Here is a 15,740-nt window from a genome sequence, read left to right on the forward strand (position 1 = left end):
TGACAGATCAGGAAAAAAATATGCAACAGTTACAGAGCGTTATTGAATCCGCCTTCGAACGTCGTGCTGATATCACCCCAGCCAGCGTCGACAACGAAACCCGTGATGCCATCAACCAGGTGATCTCTCTGCTGGACAGCGGTGCACTGCGCGTTTCCGAGAAGATCGACGGCGAGTGGGTAACGCATCAGTGGCTGAAGAAAGCGGTCCTGCTCTCTTTCCGCATCAACGACAACCAGGTAATGGAAGGCGCGGAAACCCGTTTCTACGACAAAGTACCCATGAAATTTGCTGGCTGGGATGAGACGCGTTTCAAAGAAGCGGGTTTCCGTGTCGTGCCACCTGCGGCGGTGCGTCAGGGTGCCTATATCGCCCGCAACACCGTGCTGATGCCTTCTTACGTCAACATTGGTGCCTTTGTGGATGAAGGCACCATGGTGGATACCTGGGCGACCGTGGGTTCCTGTGCGCAGATCGGTAAAAACGTTCATCTCTCTGGCGGCGTGGGTATCGGTGGCGTGCTGGAACCGCTGCAGGCAAACCCCACCATCATCGAAGATAACTGCTTCATTGGCGCGCGCTCTGAAATCGTTGAAGGCGTCATCGTTGAAGAAGGTTCGGTGATCTCGATGGGCGTTTACATCGGCCAGAGCACCAAAATTTATGACCGCGAAACCGGTGAAGTGCATTATGGCCGCGTGCCGGCGGGATCGGTGGTGGTTTCCGGTAACCTGCCCTCTAAAGATGGCAGCTACAGCCTCTACTGTGCCGTTATCGTCAAGAAAGTAGATGCGAAAACGCTTGGCAAAACAGGTATCAACGAACTGCTGCGTACCATCGACTGATGTCACTGACGGGCTGGAAACCGGCCCGTCATCTTTTCTTTACAGCCATTCCCAAATAACATGCTTCGCGCCGCGAATTAACTGGTGCGTTTAGTTTTTATTCAGGTCATAATCCGCGCCAGTTAAATCCCGTCGCGCAATGTTCATCCAGCTTATTTATGTCTACAGTTGTTTAACGTCATGAACACGACTGCGCGCTTCTCACTTTTTGATGGAAACAACGCTATGTATGACAATCTGAAAAGCTTAGGTATCAGTAATCCGGACGATATTGATCGCTACAGCCTGCGTCAGGAAGCCAATAACGATATTCTCAAGATCTACTTCCGCAAAGACAAAGGGGAGTTTTTCGCCAAAAGCGTAAAATTCAAATATCCGCGTCAGCGCAAAACCGTAGTAGCCGATCACGCCACGCAGGGCTACAAAGAAGTGCAGGAAATCAGTCCTAATCTGCGCTATGTGATCGACGAGCTGGACCAGATTTGCCAGCGCGACCAGGTTGAAGTGGACCTGAAACGCAAAATCCTTGATGACCTGCGTCATCTGGAAAGCGTGGTATCACACAAGATTACCGAAATTGAATCTGATCTGGAAAAGCTGACCCGCAGCGGTCGTTAATTCCCTGCCAGACCAGCGATGAAAAAGGCTAGCACTGCTGGCCTTTGCTTTTTCTGCCGCGCCGTTTCTCTCAGCCCTGCTCATCCAGCTGCAGTGCCACGTAGAGCAGCAGCCGATCGTCAAAATGGCTGAGATTCAGCCCGGTTAACTCCGAAATCCGGTTCAGTCGATATTCCAGCGTATTGCGGTGGATAAACAGCGCACGTGCAGTCGCACTCGGCTGCACATTATGCGTAAACCACGCAATCAGCGTCCGTCGCAGCAAGCCGTTGTTATCCATGCTCTTGAGCTTCGCCAGCGGCCGCGCCAGTTCATTGGCCTGCCAGCCGCCGCGCAGGCTGTCGAGCAGCACCGGCAGCACCAGATCCTGATAAAAATAGCTGCGCACGTCCGGCATCCGCTGTTTACCAACCATCATGGTGGTGCGGGCAGTTCGGTAAGAACGTGCAATGCTGCCAGGGCCGGTGAAGAAGTTCCCCAGCGCAATCCGCATCCGCAGATGACCACTCTCTTTCATCCGCTGCAACAGCTGCTCTACCCGTCGGCGGTGATCCTCCTGATCGTAACGTCCATGCCCGTTCAGGGCCGGTTTCAGCACCACCATTTCGGTTAGCGAAACAATGGCGATCAGATTGTCACGCTCCGGCGTGGTCAGCAGCGTTTGAAGCTGTTGCAGTTCTGACATGGCGCTATCCACACCGAGCTGGCCGCTATCGACCTCAACCACAGCGACCACCCGCGGCTGGTTAAGATCGATGCCGAGCCGCTGCGCCCATTCGGTTAGCTGGGGCGACAGGGTATCGCTGCGAATCAGGTTCAGCACCAGCTCTTCACGCAGGCGGCTGTCCTGCGCCAGCATATGCAGCAACCGCGCCTGCTCCAGCATCATCTCTGCCGTCATACAGACCAGTTCACCATAATGGCGCAGCGCCAGCGGCTCACCGGTCAGACCGATCACCCCGACAATATCGCCATCAATCCGCAACGGCAGGTTAATGCCCGGCCGTACCCCGTGCAGATGTTTCGCCACCGCTTCATCAATATCGACCACCCGTCCCTGAGAGAGCACCAGCAGCGCGCCTTCGTGCAATTCCCCAATCCGCTCGCGATCGCCGCTGCCGATAATCCGGCCACGCGCGTCCATCACGTTGACATTGCTGTCAATAATTTTCATGGTGCGCGCCACGATATCCTGCGCCAGCCGGGCATCAAGATGATAGGTAGCCATCCATTACTCCAGAAAAAGAGGGGGAGAGATAGAATACGCATGGATGGCGGCCAGAACATTGTGCAACTGCACAGAGCCAGCCGTGCATTTAGCGAATTTGCGGTCAGCATCACATTCTGCCCGGTGACGGACAGAGGAAATAAAAAAGGCGGACCGAAGTCCGCCTGATAGCCTTGCGTTATCGCTTACTGCATCAGCAGGTAGATGCTGCTGTCGCCGCGCTTGACGTTCAGCGCCAGTACCGACGGTTTAGAATCAAGGATCTTACGCAGTTCGCCCAGATTGGTCACCGGCTGCTGGTTCACGCCCTGAATCACATCGCCCTTTTTCAGGCCGATACGCGCAGCAGCGCTGCCCGCTTTGACGTTATCCACGCGAACCCCTTTATCGCCGACTTCGCTGTTGCTGAGGTCCGCGCCTTCAATACCGGTGTAGATGGTGGCGGATTGCACTTTCGCCTGGCTGCTCTGCTGCAACTGAACCGAAACATCCACTGGCTTACCGTCGCGCAGCAGGCCCAGCTTCAGGGTGGTGCCGATGGGCAGCGAACCCACTTCGGCACGCAGCGCCGCAAAGCTGGTCAGTGGTTTACCGTTCATTGACACCACCACATCGCCCGCTTTGATACCGGCTTTCGCCGCCGCCGAACCTGGCAGCACCTGACTGACAAAGGCACCGCGCTGCGCATCGACTTTCATCGCTTTCGCCAGCTCAGAGTTCAGCTCGGTACCCAGCACACCCAGCTCACCGCGCTTAACCTGACCAAACTCCACCATCTGCGCAGTCAGGTTTTTCACCATATTACTCGGGATGGCAAAGCCGATACCGATGTTGCCGCCATCCGGTGCCAGAATCGCCGTATTGATACCGATCAGCTCACCGTTAAGATTAACCAGCGCGCCGCCGGAGTTACCCCGGTTGATCGCCGCATCGGTCTGGATAAAGTTCTCGTAATTTTCCACGTTCAGGCCGCTGCGGCCCAGCGCGGAGACGATGCCCGAGGTCACGGTTTCACCCAGGCCATACGGGTTACCGATCGCCACGGTGTAGTCACCGACCCGCAGATTGTCAGAGTCGGCCATTTTCACTGCGGTGAGGTTTTTCGCATCCTGCAACTGAATCAGGGCAATGTCAGAGCTTGGATCTTTGCCGATCACTTTCGCGTCATAGCGACGGCCATCGCTCAGCTGAACCTGAATTTTGGTGGCGTTATTCACCACATGGTTGTTGGTGACCACATAGCCTTTTTCAGCGTTGATCACCACACCCGATCCCAGCGCACGGAATTTTTCCTGCTGCGTATTCGGGCCAGGCGCGCCGCCCTCAGCACCGCCGCCGCTCTGGCACATCGGTGAACTCTGGAACGGTGAGCCATCCTGGCAGAAAGGCGAATTATCGCCAAAGAACTGCTGGAACTGCTGCGGCATACGCGGTGTTTTTACCGTGGTGGTGCCTTCTACACTAATACTGACCACTGAAGGCATCACCTTCTCCAGCATCGGTGCCAGACTTGGCAGTTGCTGACTATCAGAAGAGGCGGTTTGCGCAGCGGAAACGGTCACGGGCGCCAGTGCCATACTCAGGCTCAGGGCCAGCGCACTTAACATTAAGCTCTTTTTTTTCATTTTTTGGTTTCTCTTGAGGATAACTGTCCAGACCATTGCTGTGGTCGATGAGTGAGATAATTGTTTTAGCGCGAAGTTCCTTTTAAAGTTTCAACCAAAGGTAAAAATTTATTCCCGACCTTTACAATTGACGATTATTCGACGGCCATTAAACGCCGGTACTCATCCCAGGCGTAGAGATCGGTCATCCCGCTAATATAATCCTGAATCAGGCGAAAACGATAATAACGTTCCCACAACAGCCGCTCATATTTATGCTCTACCACCAGCGTACGCATTTTATGCAGATAGGCTTTACGGTGTTTGCCGGAGAGTTTATGAAACAGCCGGGTCTCTATCGGGTGCTGCCGCAAAAAGTCCTCGTTTATCAGGGTAGTAAAGGCTTCGTAATTGAGACGCATCAGCGGTTGATAAATTTCCAGCAATCCCTTGATCACCCGGTAGCCCTGTAATTCAAGCTGTTCTACTTCGGAATGATTAAATACCTGCTGGCGCGCTACCGTTTTGAATAACTGCAGCAGACGGCCCTCTTCGCCATCATCTTCCAGCAGCGCATGATTGAAGTGACCGTCGAATATCGCGGGCAGATTATCAACAAAACGCTTCACGGCATAGGTCACTAACACACTCTGAACATTTACGCGTAATGACATAAAAAATTGATCGCTGCGGCTGCGGCGTTTTTTACTGCAGGCTTCACGCCAGGCTTCGCCAATGGTGCGGCTGAATGCGTCATTATTTTTAACCGGACCCCAGGCTTTATTGAGAAATTCATACAAACTCTCAACATTAAATATATCTTTTTCTACAGCGTCGTCCAAATCGGCAATACAATAGGAGATGTCATCGGCCGCTTCCATTATATAGGTCAGCGGAAAACGGTGATGTTCGGCCATATTGGTCGCAGCGCGCAGGTCGCTAATATAGTCCTGCTCGGAAAGATAAAAGCCCGGCTTCTTCATTAATACGCTAAATTCAGCGGGCTTCTCGCCCTGCCACCAGGCTGGCGCGGTATATTTGAGAATGCAGGCCACCTGCGAATAGCTGAGGTTGAGTTGCAACAGGCTATGAACCATCCGTATCGCCTGTGCATTGCCTTCGAAATGACACAAGTCCTGACGGATCATCGCATTTAACTGGTCGAAGGCGCGGCGTTGCGTGTCGCCTTCCACGCCCGCCACCAGCGGATCGACCAGCTCAGCGGGAAGATTATCTTCAAACCAGTCGTTGATTGCCGCCTCGCCGAAATGACCAAACGGCGGATTACCCACGTCATGCAGCAGGCACGCCATCTCGATCAGGCTTTCAAATGCGCCTTCCAGCTCGTCCAGCCCATACTGCGCCAGCCCGCCCTGCATTTTCAGGGTCTGCAGGATCTCCTTGGTGATGTAGCGACCGGTCTGCTGCACTTCCAGCGAGTGGGTCAGCCGTGAGCGCACCGCGGCGTTACGCTCCAGCGGAAAGACCTGGGTTTTCTGCTGCAACCGGCGGATGGCCGCGGAATTAATGATCCGTCCGCGGTCGCTCTCAAAGTGGCGGGTAATGTAATATTCCCCCTCCGGATCTTTTCGACTGGTATAAGGGCGTGAGAAGCTGATCTTCTTCCTGAAATTGATCGCTGACATTGATTACCCCTTATTTTTTCGTGAATTAATCCCCTGTTAGCCATGCTAGACTATGCCCTAAATTTCGACCTTTTACATTAGCGGGACTCACTATGAAAGCAGGCATTATTGGTGCGATGGAGCAGGAAGTTACCCTGCTGCGCGACAAAATCGAAAACCGTCAAACTTTATCGCTGGCTGGCTGTGAAATTTATACCGGCATCCTGAACGGCGTTGAGGTTGCACTGCTGAAATCGGGCATTGGTAAAACCTCCGCCGCGCTGGGTACCACCCTGCTGCTGCAGCTGTGTAAGCCAGACGTGGTGATCAATACCGGTTCTGCCGGTGGCTTAGCCTCTTCGCTGAGCGTGGGCGATATCGTGGTATCGGAAGAAGTGCGTTATCACGATGCTGATGTCACCGCCTTTGGTTATGAGCCAGGCCAGATGGCCGGCTGCCCGGCAGCCTTTGTCGCCGACAGTGGTCTGATTGCCGCCGCCGAAGCCTGCATTCAGCAGCTCGATCTCAATGCGGTACGTGGCCTGGTGGTCAGCGGTGACGCCTTTATCAACGGTGCCGGGCCGCTGGAACGCATTCGTCAGCAGTTCCCGCAGGCGATCGCCGTAGAAATGGAAGCCGCGGCCATCGGTCACGTCTGTCACCAGTTCCAGGTGCCTTTTGTGGTGGTTCGCGCTATCTCTGACGTCGCTGACCAGGCTTCGCATCTGAGCTTTGATGAGTTCCTCAGCGTTGCGGCTAAGCAGTCGTCGCTGATGGTGGAGAACCTGCTGGCGCGCCTGGCGCGTGGCTAAATCGCTACTGCTCTGCTGGCTGCTGCTGATCAGCGGCAGCCTGCTGGCTTCCCCACCGCGTGTTATCACCCTCGCTCCCCACCTGACTGAACTCGCCTTTGCCGCCGGGATTACCCCGATTGCGGTCAGCGCCTGGTCTGACTATCCGCCGCAGGCGAAACCGATTGAGCAGGTTGCCAACTGGCAGGGAATTAACCTCGAACGTATTCTGCAACTGAAGCCGGATCTGATTTTAGCCTGGCGTGGCGGCAACCCGCAGCGGCAGATCGATCAGCTACAGCAGCTCGGAATGAAAATAGAATGGGTCGATCCGGTTACGCTGGATCAGATGATCGCCACGCTGGACAAGCTGGCGCAGTGGAGCCCGCATCCCGAACAGGCCGTGAAAGCCGCACAGCAATTGCGACAGCAGGAAGCCGGGCTGCGTCAGCGCTACGCTCACCTGCCGGTGGTGCCGCTGTTTTTACAGTTTGGTCAGCAGCCGCTGTTTACCGCCGCCAGATCGACCTTACAAAACGAGATCATTGAACTCTGCAGCGGTCGGAATATCTTTGCTGACAGCCGTGTCAGCTGGCCGCAGGTCAGCCGCGAACAGGTGCTGATGCGTCATCCGCAGGCGATTGTGATCGGCGGGACTGCCCGCCAGGCTGAGAACGTCCGGACATTCTGGCAGCCGCAGCTCAGCGTGCCGGTGATCGCGATTAATGATGACTGGCTCAGCCGTCCCGGCCCACGGCTGATACTGGCGGCCGGACAGCTGTGTGCCGCCCTGCATCCCGCACAAAAATCCAACTAATCGGTTAAAGAAACAGCCTTTTTTGCCGTTAATCAAGATATGAGACGCGCGCGCCACGTATGCTCGCCGTCCTTTTAGCGCTTAGCGCTTTTTGAACAACACCAGGAACCTTACATGACCAGAGCACTGCTACTGGCGATGGGGCTGCTGATCCCGGCGTACACGCTGGCGGGATCGGTGAGCGGCTCTATTGGCGTCAGGCTTGTCATCTTTTCACGCTGTGAAATTCAGCGTCCTGAAGCGCGGTCTGTGCCGCAGATCGACTGCGGCGGACAGGCAAGTGCGCAACCGCGGGTGACGCGCAGCGTCATTCAGTCAGAGGGGAGTGAAAGAAAAAACCATCAGCTGGTAACGATAGAGTGGTAAGCGAGGCCGTCAGGAAGACGGCCTGCATCATCAGATACTGAACGAAGAACCACAGCCACAGGTGGTTTTGGCGTTCGGGTTAGTGACGATAAAACGTGAGCCTTCCAGCCCTTCGGTGTAATCCACCGAACCGCCCACCAGATACTGCAGGCTCATCGGATCGACCACCAGCGAAACGCCCTGTTTCTCGATAGTCATATCGCCGTCGTTCATCTGGTCATCAAAAGTAAAACCGTACTGGAAGCCGCTGCAACCTCCGCCGGTGATATAAACGCGTAATTTCAGCGCCGGGTTCTCTTCGTCGGCAATCAGGTTCTTCACCTTGGTGGCTGCTGCGTCGGTAAACTGCAACGGCAGTGCTGCTACATCATCACTCATGTTTTACTCCGCTAAACGTCCAGGTCAGAAAACGACCTTAATACCGCTATTATCTGCCAGCACCTCAGCGCAATCAAGCTCTGCCCTTCGCACTCTGTGCCGCTTTCACTAAGGTTAAGTATAGCGGCTGGTGAAACCGGCTTTCGTCTGCTGCGCCTCTTCCGTAGAATGGCGCGATATTTTTATGAACCGCTGGAGCCGAAAATGAGTAAGTCCGAACAACTGTTTGCCGAGGCACAACGCCTGATTCCGGGTGGCGTAAACTCGCCGGTACGCGCATTTACCGGTGTGGGCGGCGTTCCGCTGTTTATCGAACACGCCAATGGCGCCTACCTGTATGACGCCGATGGCAAAGCCTACATTGATTATGTCGGATCATGGGGCCCGATGGTGCTGGGGCACAATAACGCCGGGATTCGCAACGCAGTGATTGAAGCCGCTGAGCGCGGCCTGAGCTTTGGCGCGCCAACCGAAATGGAAGTCACCATGGCACAGCTGGTGTGCGAACTGGTGCCGAGCATGGAGATGGTGCGCATGGTCAACTCCGGCACCGAAGCCACCATGAGCGCCATTCGCCTGGCGCGAGGCTTTACCGGCCGCGATAAAATCATCAAGTTCGAAGGTTGCTATCACGGTCACGCCGATCATCTGCTGGTCAAAGCCGGCTCGGGCGCATTAACTCTCGGTCAGCCTAATTCACCAGGCGTGCCGGCCGATTTTGCGAAGCATACCCTGACCTGCACCTATAACGATCTCGATTCAGTCCGCACCGCCTTTGAACAGTATCCCGCAGCGATCGCGGCGATCATCGTCGAGCCGGTCGCCGGCAATATGAACTGCATTCCGCCGCAGCCAGACTTCCTGCCCGGCCTGCGGGCGTTGTGTGATGAGTTCGGCGCGTTGTTGATCATTGATGAAGTGATGACCGGTTTCCGCGTGGCGCTGGGCGGCGCGCAGGAGTATTACAACGTCCGTCCGGACCTGACCTGCCTTGGAAAGATTATCGGTGGCGGGATGCCGGTTGGCGCGTTTGGCGGCCGTCGTGAAGTGATGGCGGCGCTGGCCCCGACCGGTCCGGTCTATCAGGCGGGTACGCTGTCGGGCAACCCGATCGCGATGGCGGCCGGTTACGCCTGTCTGACTCAGATTGCGCAGCCTGGTACCCATCAGACGCTGGATGCCCTGACCCGCAAACTGGCGACCGGCCTGCGTGACGCGGCGCAGCAGCAAAACATTCCGCTGGTGGTTAACCACGTCGGCGGCATGTTTGGCCTTTTCTTCACCGATGCTGACAGCGTGACCTGTTACGCCGACGTCACCCGCTGCGATGTGGAGCGCTTTAAAACCTTCTTCCACCTGATGCTGGAAGAAGGCGTCTACTTTGCGCCGTCGGCCTTTGAAGCGGGCTTTATGTCGCTGGCCCATAGCGAAGAAGATATTCAGCGCACCATCGACGCCGCGCGTCGTTGTTTCGCGAAGCTGTAATCGCCAGTAATAGCAATCTCAGACCGGCAAGCGCCGGTCTTTTTTTTAGCCTGAACGCCGCAGCAGCCAGATAAAGTAAGGTGCGCCTAAAAAGGTCGCCATCAGCCCGGCCGGGATTTGATCCGGAAACGCCAGCATCCGCCCGCACCAGTCCGCCAGCACCATCAATCCCGCCCCCAGCAAGCCTGACAGCAGCAACTGCGGTAAGGCCCGCCGGAAGCCCAGCATCCGGGCCATATGCGGTGCCATGAGTCCGACAAAGCTCAGCGGTCCGATAGTCAGCGTGGCGCTGGCAGTCAGCGCCGCAGCCAGCAGCAGCAGGCTGAGCCGGGCCGGGGTTAATGCCATGCCAGCCGAGCGTGCCGTTGCGCTACCGAGCGGCAGCAGCGTCAGCCAGCGGCTGGCCAGCGGGGCCAGCGCCACCAGCAGCAGCGCACAGATCGCGCTCTGTATCGCCTGACTGCCGCTGATGTTATAGGTGGAGCCGGAAATCCAGCTCAGCAGGCCGCCCATGCGCGGATCGCCACTGGCCAGCAGCAGCATCAGCAGCGTGACAAAGGCGCTGTTAAGCGCCATCCCCGCCAGCAGCATCCGCTCCGGCGAGAAGCCGCCGCGGCTGGCTACAGCCATGATCACCAGCAGGGTCAGCGCTGCGCCGATCGCGCCAGCGGGCAGCAGCCACATCAGCGCATCGTTCGGCACGAAGAACATCATCACCACCACACCACAGGCGGCACCGGAACTGATGCCGAGCACTTCCGGGCTGGCCATCGGATTACCGGTCAGACGCTGGATCAGACTGCCCGCCACGCCGAGCATCAGCCCGGTCACCAGCGCGGCCAGCACGCGCGGGGCGCGCCACGGCAGCAGCTGATGCAGCATCTCGCCCGCAGACCAGATCCAGCCCTGCGCATTGCGGCCAAACGCCAGGCCGCCCCACGCCAGCAGTGCCAGCACCAGCAGGCCAGCCAGCGCCCAGCGCAGCAGATGCTGTCGCTCAGCCGGAACCTTATCGCCCTGGTTCAGCGCCGGTGCCACCGAGCCGGTCCGCAGTCGTGGCAGCAGCCACAGCAGAATCGGCACGCCCAGCAGCGCGGTGGCGGTGCCGGTCGGGATATCGCGCCAGTGGACGCTCAACCACTGCACGCAGCCATCCGCCAGCCACAGCAGCAGCGCGCCGATCAGCGGTGCCAGCATCATCCGGCTGATTAACCGGCGTCCACCCAGCAACTTCGCCAGCAACGGCGCAAACAGCCCGATAAAACCGATAATCCCGGCGACATTGACCAGTTGCGCGCTGAGCAGGATCGCCAGCGCCAGCGCGCCGATACGCGCCAGCGACAGCGCCAGCCCCAGATTCTTCGCCACGCCATCATCCAGCCCCATTAGCGTCAGCGGACGCAGCAGCGCCAGCGCCAGCAGCAGTGCCAGCAGCAGACGCGGCCAGAGTTGCAGCACGTTTTCCCAGCTCATCTGATTCAGCGCGCCGGTGCTCCACAGGAACATGTTCTGCAACTGATCGTGATTGAAGATGGCAAAAATCTGGTTCACCGCGCCGCTGTAGAGACTCAGCACCAGGCCAGCCAGAATCAGGGTGACCGGTGACAGACGCTTGCGCCACGCCACGCCAAACACCAGCACGCCAACCCCGACGGCCCCGATCAGGGCAGCGAACTGCTGAGTGATCGCGCCGCCGGGCAACTGCCACAAGGTCGCCACGGTGATGCCGAGCTGTGCGCCAGAGGAGACACCCAGCGTGGTCGGTTCGGCCAGCGGATTACGCAGCACCTGCTGGAACAGCAAACCGGCTAAGCCCAGCCCGGCCCCAACCAGCAGCGCCAGCGCCAGACGCGGCAGCAGGCTGTAGTGAAACACCATCTGCGCCACGTTATCGGTGACAGGCGACCACAGCGCCTGCGACCACTGCGCCGGCGGTAACGCCTGCTGCAGGTTAACCAGCGTCAGGCCCGCCGCCAGCAGAAACAGCAGGCTGAGCAGCGCCGTGGGAAACAGAGCATGGCGCATCAGTACGTCTCCAGCGCGCGTTCCAGCACGCGCACAAAGTGCAGCGCCGACAGCGTCGCGCCGTAATACCAGACCGCCGGTACGCGCTGAAAGCGCCCGGCCCGTACAAACGGCATTGACTGCCACAGCGGGCTACGCATCAGTTGCTGCATATCCGCCTCGTTATCATGATCAAAGCAGATGACATCCACCTCGCCCAGCGAGGCCAGCTGTTCGATACCCACCACCGCGCTGCCCCAGAAGTTGGTTTCGCCCTGCCAGCCATTTTTCAGGCCCAGCAAGGTCATGACTTCAAGAAACAGGCTGTTTTTGCCGAAGGTAATAGCGTGGCGACTGTCGAGCAGCGACATCAGCAACAGCGTCCGTCCGGCATAAGGTGCCAGACGCTGGCGCGCCGCAGCCAGTTCATTGTCGACCTCGCGCAGATGCTGCCCGGCCACAGCGCTTAATCCAAGGCGTGATGCCAGCTGACGTAGCGAGGCGCGCGCGGTGCTAAAAGGTTTACCGTCACCGCTGTTCAGATCGAAACCCATAATGGGCGCAATACGCGTCAGCTTCTCTTTCGACGGACCGTAGCCGTTAGAACAGAGGATCAGCGACGGCTGCATCTGCGCCATCAGTTCCAGATTCGGTTCAGTGCGCAGGCCCACATCCACCACCGCGTCGGGCAGTGACGGCTCGCCGACCCAGATGTTGTAATTGTGCAGATCCGCTACCCCATAGGGCGTGACGCCAAGCGCCAGCAGCAGTTCGGTGGGTAGCCATTCCAGGGCAATAATGCGCGACAGATCTGGCGTGGCAGCGCCCAGCGGCAGGCTGCGGAGCAAGGGTGCAGCCGCCAGCGCCAGCATCAACCTGCGGCGTAACAGATCGGGCATGAGGCCATCCTTAGTAGACAAAACTGACCGGGGCGCCGCCCTGCGGATGCGGTAAAATGCCCATCGGGATGCCGTAAATCTCGCCGAGCACCTCAGCCTGCATGATCGTCTCCGGCCCGCCCTGGGCGATTAACGCACCCTGACGTAGCGCCACCAGATGATCACAGTAGCGTGCCGCCATATTGATATCGTGCAGCACCGCAATCACGGTCAGCCCGCGCTCACGGCTCAGGGTCTGAATCAGCGCCAGGACCTCGACCTGATGGGCGATATCCAGCGCCGAGGTCGGCTCATCCAGCAACAGACAGCGGCTGTTCTGCGCCACCATCATCGCCAGCCAGGCGCGCTGACGTTCACCGCCCGACAGGCTATCAACTAACCGTCCGGCGAAGGCGTTCAGCCCGACGCGCGCAATCGCATCCTCGACCCGGTCGCGATCGTCCTGACCAAAACGCCCCAGCGCACCGTGCCACGGATAGCGACCAATCGCCACCAGCTCGCGCACCGTCATGCCTTCCGCGGCCGGTAACTGCTGCGGCAGATAGGCCACCTCACGGGCAAAAGCCTTGCTGTTCCAGCGTTCAACCGGCTGCTGGTTGAGCAGCACCTGGCCGGTGCTGGCGCTCTGATGACGACCCAGCATTTTCAGCAGCGTCGATTTACCCGAGCCGTTGTGACCAATCAGCGCGGTGACTTTGCCAGGCGGAAAGGTCAGCGACAGCGGCTGAAGGAGAGTACGACCCGGTACCTGAAAACTGGCGTTATCCAGTGTAAAGGTCGCGTCTTCTGCGTGCGGATGCGGCATGGTTATCCCTGTGAACGGGCGCCGCAGCGCCCGGATAAATCAAAATCTGAAAGTGGCAGTACCCACAATCTGGCGTTCCGCGCCCCAGTAGCAGGCGTAGTCACGGTAGCAGCTGGCGACATATTCACGGTCAAACAGGTTGTTGACGTTGACGCCCACTGTCGAGCCCGGCAAACCGAAACGCGCGAGATCGTATTTCAGCGCGGCATCGACCGTGGTGTAACCGGCCACCTTAAAGTTCTGGTTCGAGAGTCCAGCAGCGCTATTATCTGTGGTTTCAGCATACAGCCCCTGACTTTCACCCACGTAGCGAACCCCAGCGCCGATCGTTACCCCTGACAAAGCGGTCTCGTGGAAGGTGTAATCACTCCACAAGGAGGCCATGTGCTTCGGCACCTGTACCGGCGTTTTGCCTTTCAGCAGCGTATCTTCGGTATATTCCGCATCGGTATAGGTCTAGGACGCGGTCAGGTTGACGTTGGCATTGAGCGCCGCTTTGGCTTCCAGTTCCACACCGCGCGACCGGATTTCACCGCCCTGCACGCTGAAATTGAGATTACCGGGTTCAGCCGTCAGGTTTTTGGTTTTGGTCAGCTGGTAAACGGCGGCGGTAAGCACCACTGGACGATCTTTGGGAACATATTTCACGCCAGCTTCATATTGCTTTGCGCGTGAGGGATCAAAGGGTTGACCGCCGGACGTAGTGCCGGTGTTGGGAATGAATGATTCGCTGTAGCTAAAGTAGGGAGCCACACCATTATCAAACACATAGTTCAGACCACCGCGCCAGGTGAATGCCTGGTCGTGATTTTTCACTTCGGTACTGCTGCTGCGGTTAAGCGCAGAGGTCGTGGCGTAATCGTAACGGCTGCCTAACGTCAGTACCCAGCGATTCCACTCCATCTGATCCTGTGCATAAAGGCCGGTTTGTTCTTGTTTATTGAGATAGTGATAAGGGTATGGCGTACCGATTGCAGTGTCATTGCCATATTGGGGGTTGATCGCATTAAGTGGCGTAACAGTGCCGAAGGCAGCATCAATATCGTTACGGGTCCGTTGATAATCGACGCCCAGCAGCAGCGTGTGATCCAGCTGGCCGGTGGCAAATTTCGCCTGCGCCTGAGTATCGACCGCAAACTGATTGAGCTTCTCTTCAGAAATGGCGGAGCCGCGATTAATCTCCTGGGTTTGCGGATTAAAACCGCTGCCATAAATACTGCGGTAATCGGTGCGCAGGTCGGCATAACGCAGGTTCTGGCGCACCGTCCAGGTGTCATTAAAGCTGTGCTCGGCGTTATAACCAACCATTTTGGTGTTACGCGAAATCTTGTTGCTCTGCTCGCCTTCATCAAAATTGGTTGGCAGTTTGTACTCGCTGCCATCAGGACGGGTAATCGGCACCACTGTGCCCTGGCGCGGCAGCCAGCCGTAATAGCCGGTTTCCGGCTCGTTCTGGAAATAGGTCAGCAGATCAATGCGGGTACGGTCATCCGGACGCCAGCTGAATGCCGGCGCGAGGGTGTAACGCTTCTCTTTGTTCATCGCCTGCTGCGCATCCTGACTGCGCGCCTGACCGGTCAGACGATAGCTGTAGACGCCATCATCATCCAGCGCGCCACCAAAGTCGAAGCCGGTTGAGAACAGGTTATCGTTGCCCATCTGGAACTGCACTTCACGCAGGGTTTCCTGAGTCGGACGCTTACTCACCAGCGAGACCACACCGCCGGGATTGCTCTTGCCGTACAGCACCGACACCGGACCACGCAGCAGTTCAGCGCGCTCCAGGAAGTAAGGATCGATGGCGAACTCAGAGTAGTTATCCCCCTGCAGTTTCAGGCCATCCAGGTACTGGTTGGTATTGGTTTCGCTGAAGCCGCGAATCGACAGGGCATCAATCACGTCTGAACTGCCGCGGTTGCCGGTCAGCACGCCAGGCGTGTAGTTAAACGCCCCTTTGACGCTGGTGACGTTACGCATTTCCATCTCTTCGCGTGTCACCACGGAAACAGACTGCGGATTTTTTTCGATCGGCGTATCGGTTTTGGTCCCGGTGGCGCTCTGTTTCGCCGCGATAGTCGCCGCTGGTCCCCACGCGCTTTCGGCTGGCGCGCTGGCACCGCCGTCTGCTGACACCACCAGGGTCTCCTCCGCCAGCAGGTTACTGCTCAGGCTGGTCAAAGCCAGCGCAATCATGATTCCCAAAGGCTGGCGGTAAAACTGTTTTTTTACAGAACAAGGAAAAGTCGTTCGCGCATTCATAAAGGTGTCTCTTAAC

The 15,740-nt window shown here is 57.5% G+C and carries 13 protein-coding genes and 1 pseudogene; 6 read left to right on the top strand and 8 right to left on the bottom strand.

The features are described 5' to 3' along the window. Window positions 1-20 precede the first annotated feature (20 nt). Together dapD and LZU96_RS16540 are read left to right on the top strand one after the other, a co-directional pair. Entirely contained in the window at window positions 21-845 is an 825-nt protein-coding gene (gene dapD / locus LZU96_RS16535; protein WP_233985249.1) for a 2,3,4,5-tetrahydropyridine-2,6-dicarboxylate N-succinyltransferase, read from the top strand. A gap of 225 nt (window positions 846-1,070) precedes the next feature. Beyond that, window positions 1,071-1,463, top strand: coding sequence for a DUF3461 family protein (locus LZU96_RS16540; RefSeq protein ID WP_193585240.1), 393 nt, complete (start codon window positions 1,071-1,073; stop codon window positions 1,461-1,463). A gap of 70 nt (window positions 1,464-1,533) precedes the next feature. On the opposite strand, the gene LZU96_RS16545 is transcribed toward LZU96_RS16540, so the two are convergent. From LZU96_RS16545 to dgt, 3 genes are all read right to left on the bottom strand, one after another. Continuing rightward, a complete protein-coding gene (locus LZU96_RS16545; protein WP_233985250.1) occupies window positions 1,534-2,691 on the bottom strand; it encodes a CdaR family transcriptional regulator in 1,158 nt (385 codons plus the stop codon). 185 nt (window positions 2,692-2,876) lie between these two features. Continuing rightward, the gene (gene degP, locus LZU96_RS16550) at window positions 2,877-4,316 is read right to left on the bottom strand and encodes a serine endoprotease DegP (RefSeq protein ID WP_233985251.1); all 1,440 of its coding nucleotides are present in this window, start codon (window positions 4,314-4,316) and stop codon (window positions 2,877-2,879) included. 134 nt (window positions 4,317-4,450) lie between these two features. Further along, window positions 4,451-5,941, bottom strand: a complete 1,491-nt coding sequence (gene dgt, locus LZU96_RS16555) for a dGTPase (protein ID WP_233985252.1) — start codon at window positions 5,939-5,941, stop codon at window positions 4,451-4,453. Between the two features lie 92 nt (window positions 5,942-6,033). On the opposite strand from dgt, the gene mtnN reads away from it, so the two are divergent. The 3 genes from mtnN to LZU96_RS16570 all read left to right on the top strand — a co-directional run bounded on the left by mtnN (window position 6,034) and on the right by LZU96_RS16570 (window position 7,894). Then, on the top strand, window positions 6,034-6,732 hold the full coding sequence (gene mtnN / locus LZU96_RS16560) for a 5'-methylthioadenosine/S-adenosylhomocysteine nucleosidase (RefSeq protein WP_233985253.1): 699 nt from the start codon (window positions 6,034-6,036) through the stop codon (window positions 6,730-6,732). Next, the gene (btuF, locus tag LZU96_RS16565; RefSeq protein WP_233985254.1) at window positions 6,725-7,528 is read left to right on the top strand and encodes a vitamin B12 ABC transporter substrate-binding protein BtuF; all 804 of its coding nucleotides are present in this window, start codon (window positions 6,725-6,727) and stop codon (window positions 7,526-7,528) included. The genes mtnN and btuF overlap by 8 nt, the downstream gene beginning before the upstream one ends. 114 nt (window positions 7,529-7,642) lie before the next feature. Then, the gene (locus LZU96_RS16570; protein WP_233985255.1) at window positions 7,643-7,894 is read left to right on the top strand and encodes a hypothetical protein; all 252 of its coding nucleotides are present in this window, start codon (window positions 7,643-7,645) and stop codon (window positions 7,892-7,894) included. A 30-nt stretch (window positions 7,895-7,924) separates the two neighbouring features. Here LZU96_RS16570 and erpA read toward each other — a convergent pair whose 3' ends face one another. Then, a complete protein-coding gene (gene erpA / locus LZU96_RS16575; protein WP_031375266.1) occupies window positions 7,925-8,272 on the bottom strand; it encodes an iron-sulfur cluster insertion protein ErpA in 348 nt (115 codons plus the stop codon). 204 nt (window positions 8,273-8,476) lie between these two features. Here erpA and hemL point away from each other — a divergent pair, with 204 nt between their 5' ends. After that, on the top strand, window positions 8,477-9,757 hold the full coding sequence (gene hemL, locus LZU96_RS16580) for a glutamate-1-semialdehyde 2,1-aminomutase (RefSeq protein ID WP_233985256.1): 1,281 nt from the start codon (window positions 8,477-8,479) through the stop codon (window positions 9,755-9,757). A 45-nt stretch (window positions 9,758-9,802) separates the two neighbouring features. On the opposite strand, the gene fhuB is transcribed toward hemL, so the two are convergent. The 4 genes and pseudogenes from fhuB to fhuA all read right to left on the bottom strand — a co-directional run bounded on the left by fhuB (window position 9,803) and on the right by fhuA (window position 15,724). Beyond that, window positions 9,803-11,782: a Fe(3+)-hydroxamate ABC transporter permease FhuB gene (gene fhuB / locus LZU96_RS16585; protein ID WP_233985257.1), complete on the bottom strand. Its 1,980-nt coding sequence runs from the start codon at window positions 11,780-11,782 to the stop codon at window positions 9,803-9,805. Beyond that, complete coding sequence (gene fhuD, locus LZU96_RS16590) at window positions 11,782-12,660, bottom strand: Fe(3+)-hydroxamate ABC transporter substrate-binding protein FhuD (protein WP_233985258.1); 879 nt, start codon at window positions 12,658-12,660, stop codon at window positions 11,782-11,784. The genes fhuB and fhuD overlap by 1 nt, the downstream gene beginning before the upstream one ends. Window positions 12,661-12,670: 10 nt before the next feature. Continuing rightward, on the bottom strand, window positions 12,671-13,465 hold the full coding sequence (gene fhuC, locus LZU96_RS16595; RefSeq protein WP_233985259.1) for a Fe3+-hydroxamate ABC transporter ATP-binding protein FhuC: 795 nt from the start codon (window positions 13,463-13,465) through the stop codon (window positions 12,671-12,673). Between the two features lie 39 nt (window positions 13,466-13,504). After that, a pseudogene (gene fhuA / locus LZU96_RS16600) lies at window positions 13,505-15,724 on the bottom strand (ferrichrome porin FhuA). Window positions 15,725-15,740: the final 16 nt, after the last annotated feature.

It is taken from the genome of Pantoea agglomerans (assembly GCF_021397715.1).
Taxonomy (GTDB): Bacteria; Pseudomonadota; Gammaproteobacteria; order Enterobacterales; family Enterobacteriaceae; genus Pantoea; species Pantoea astica.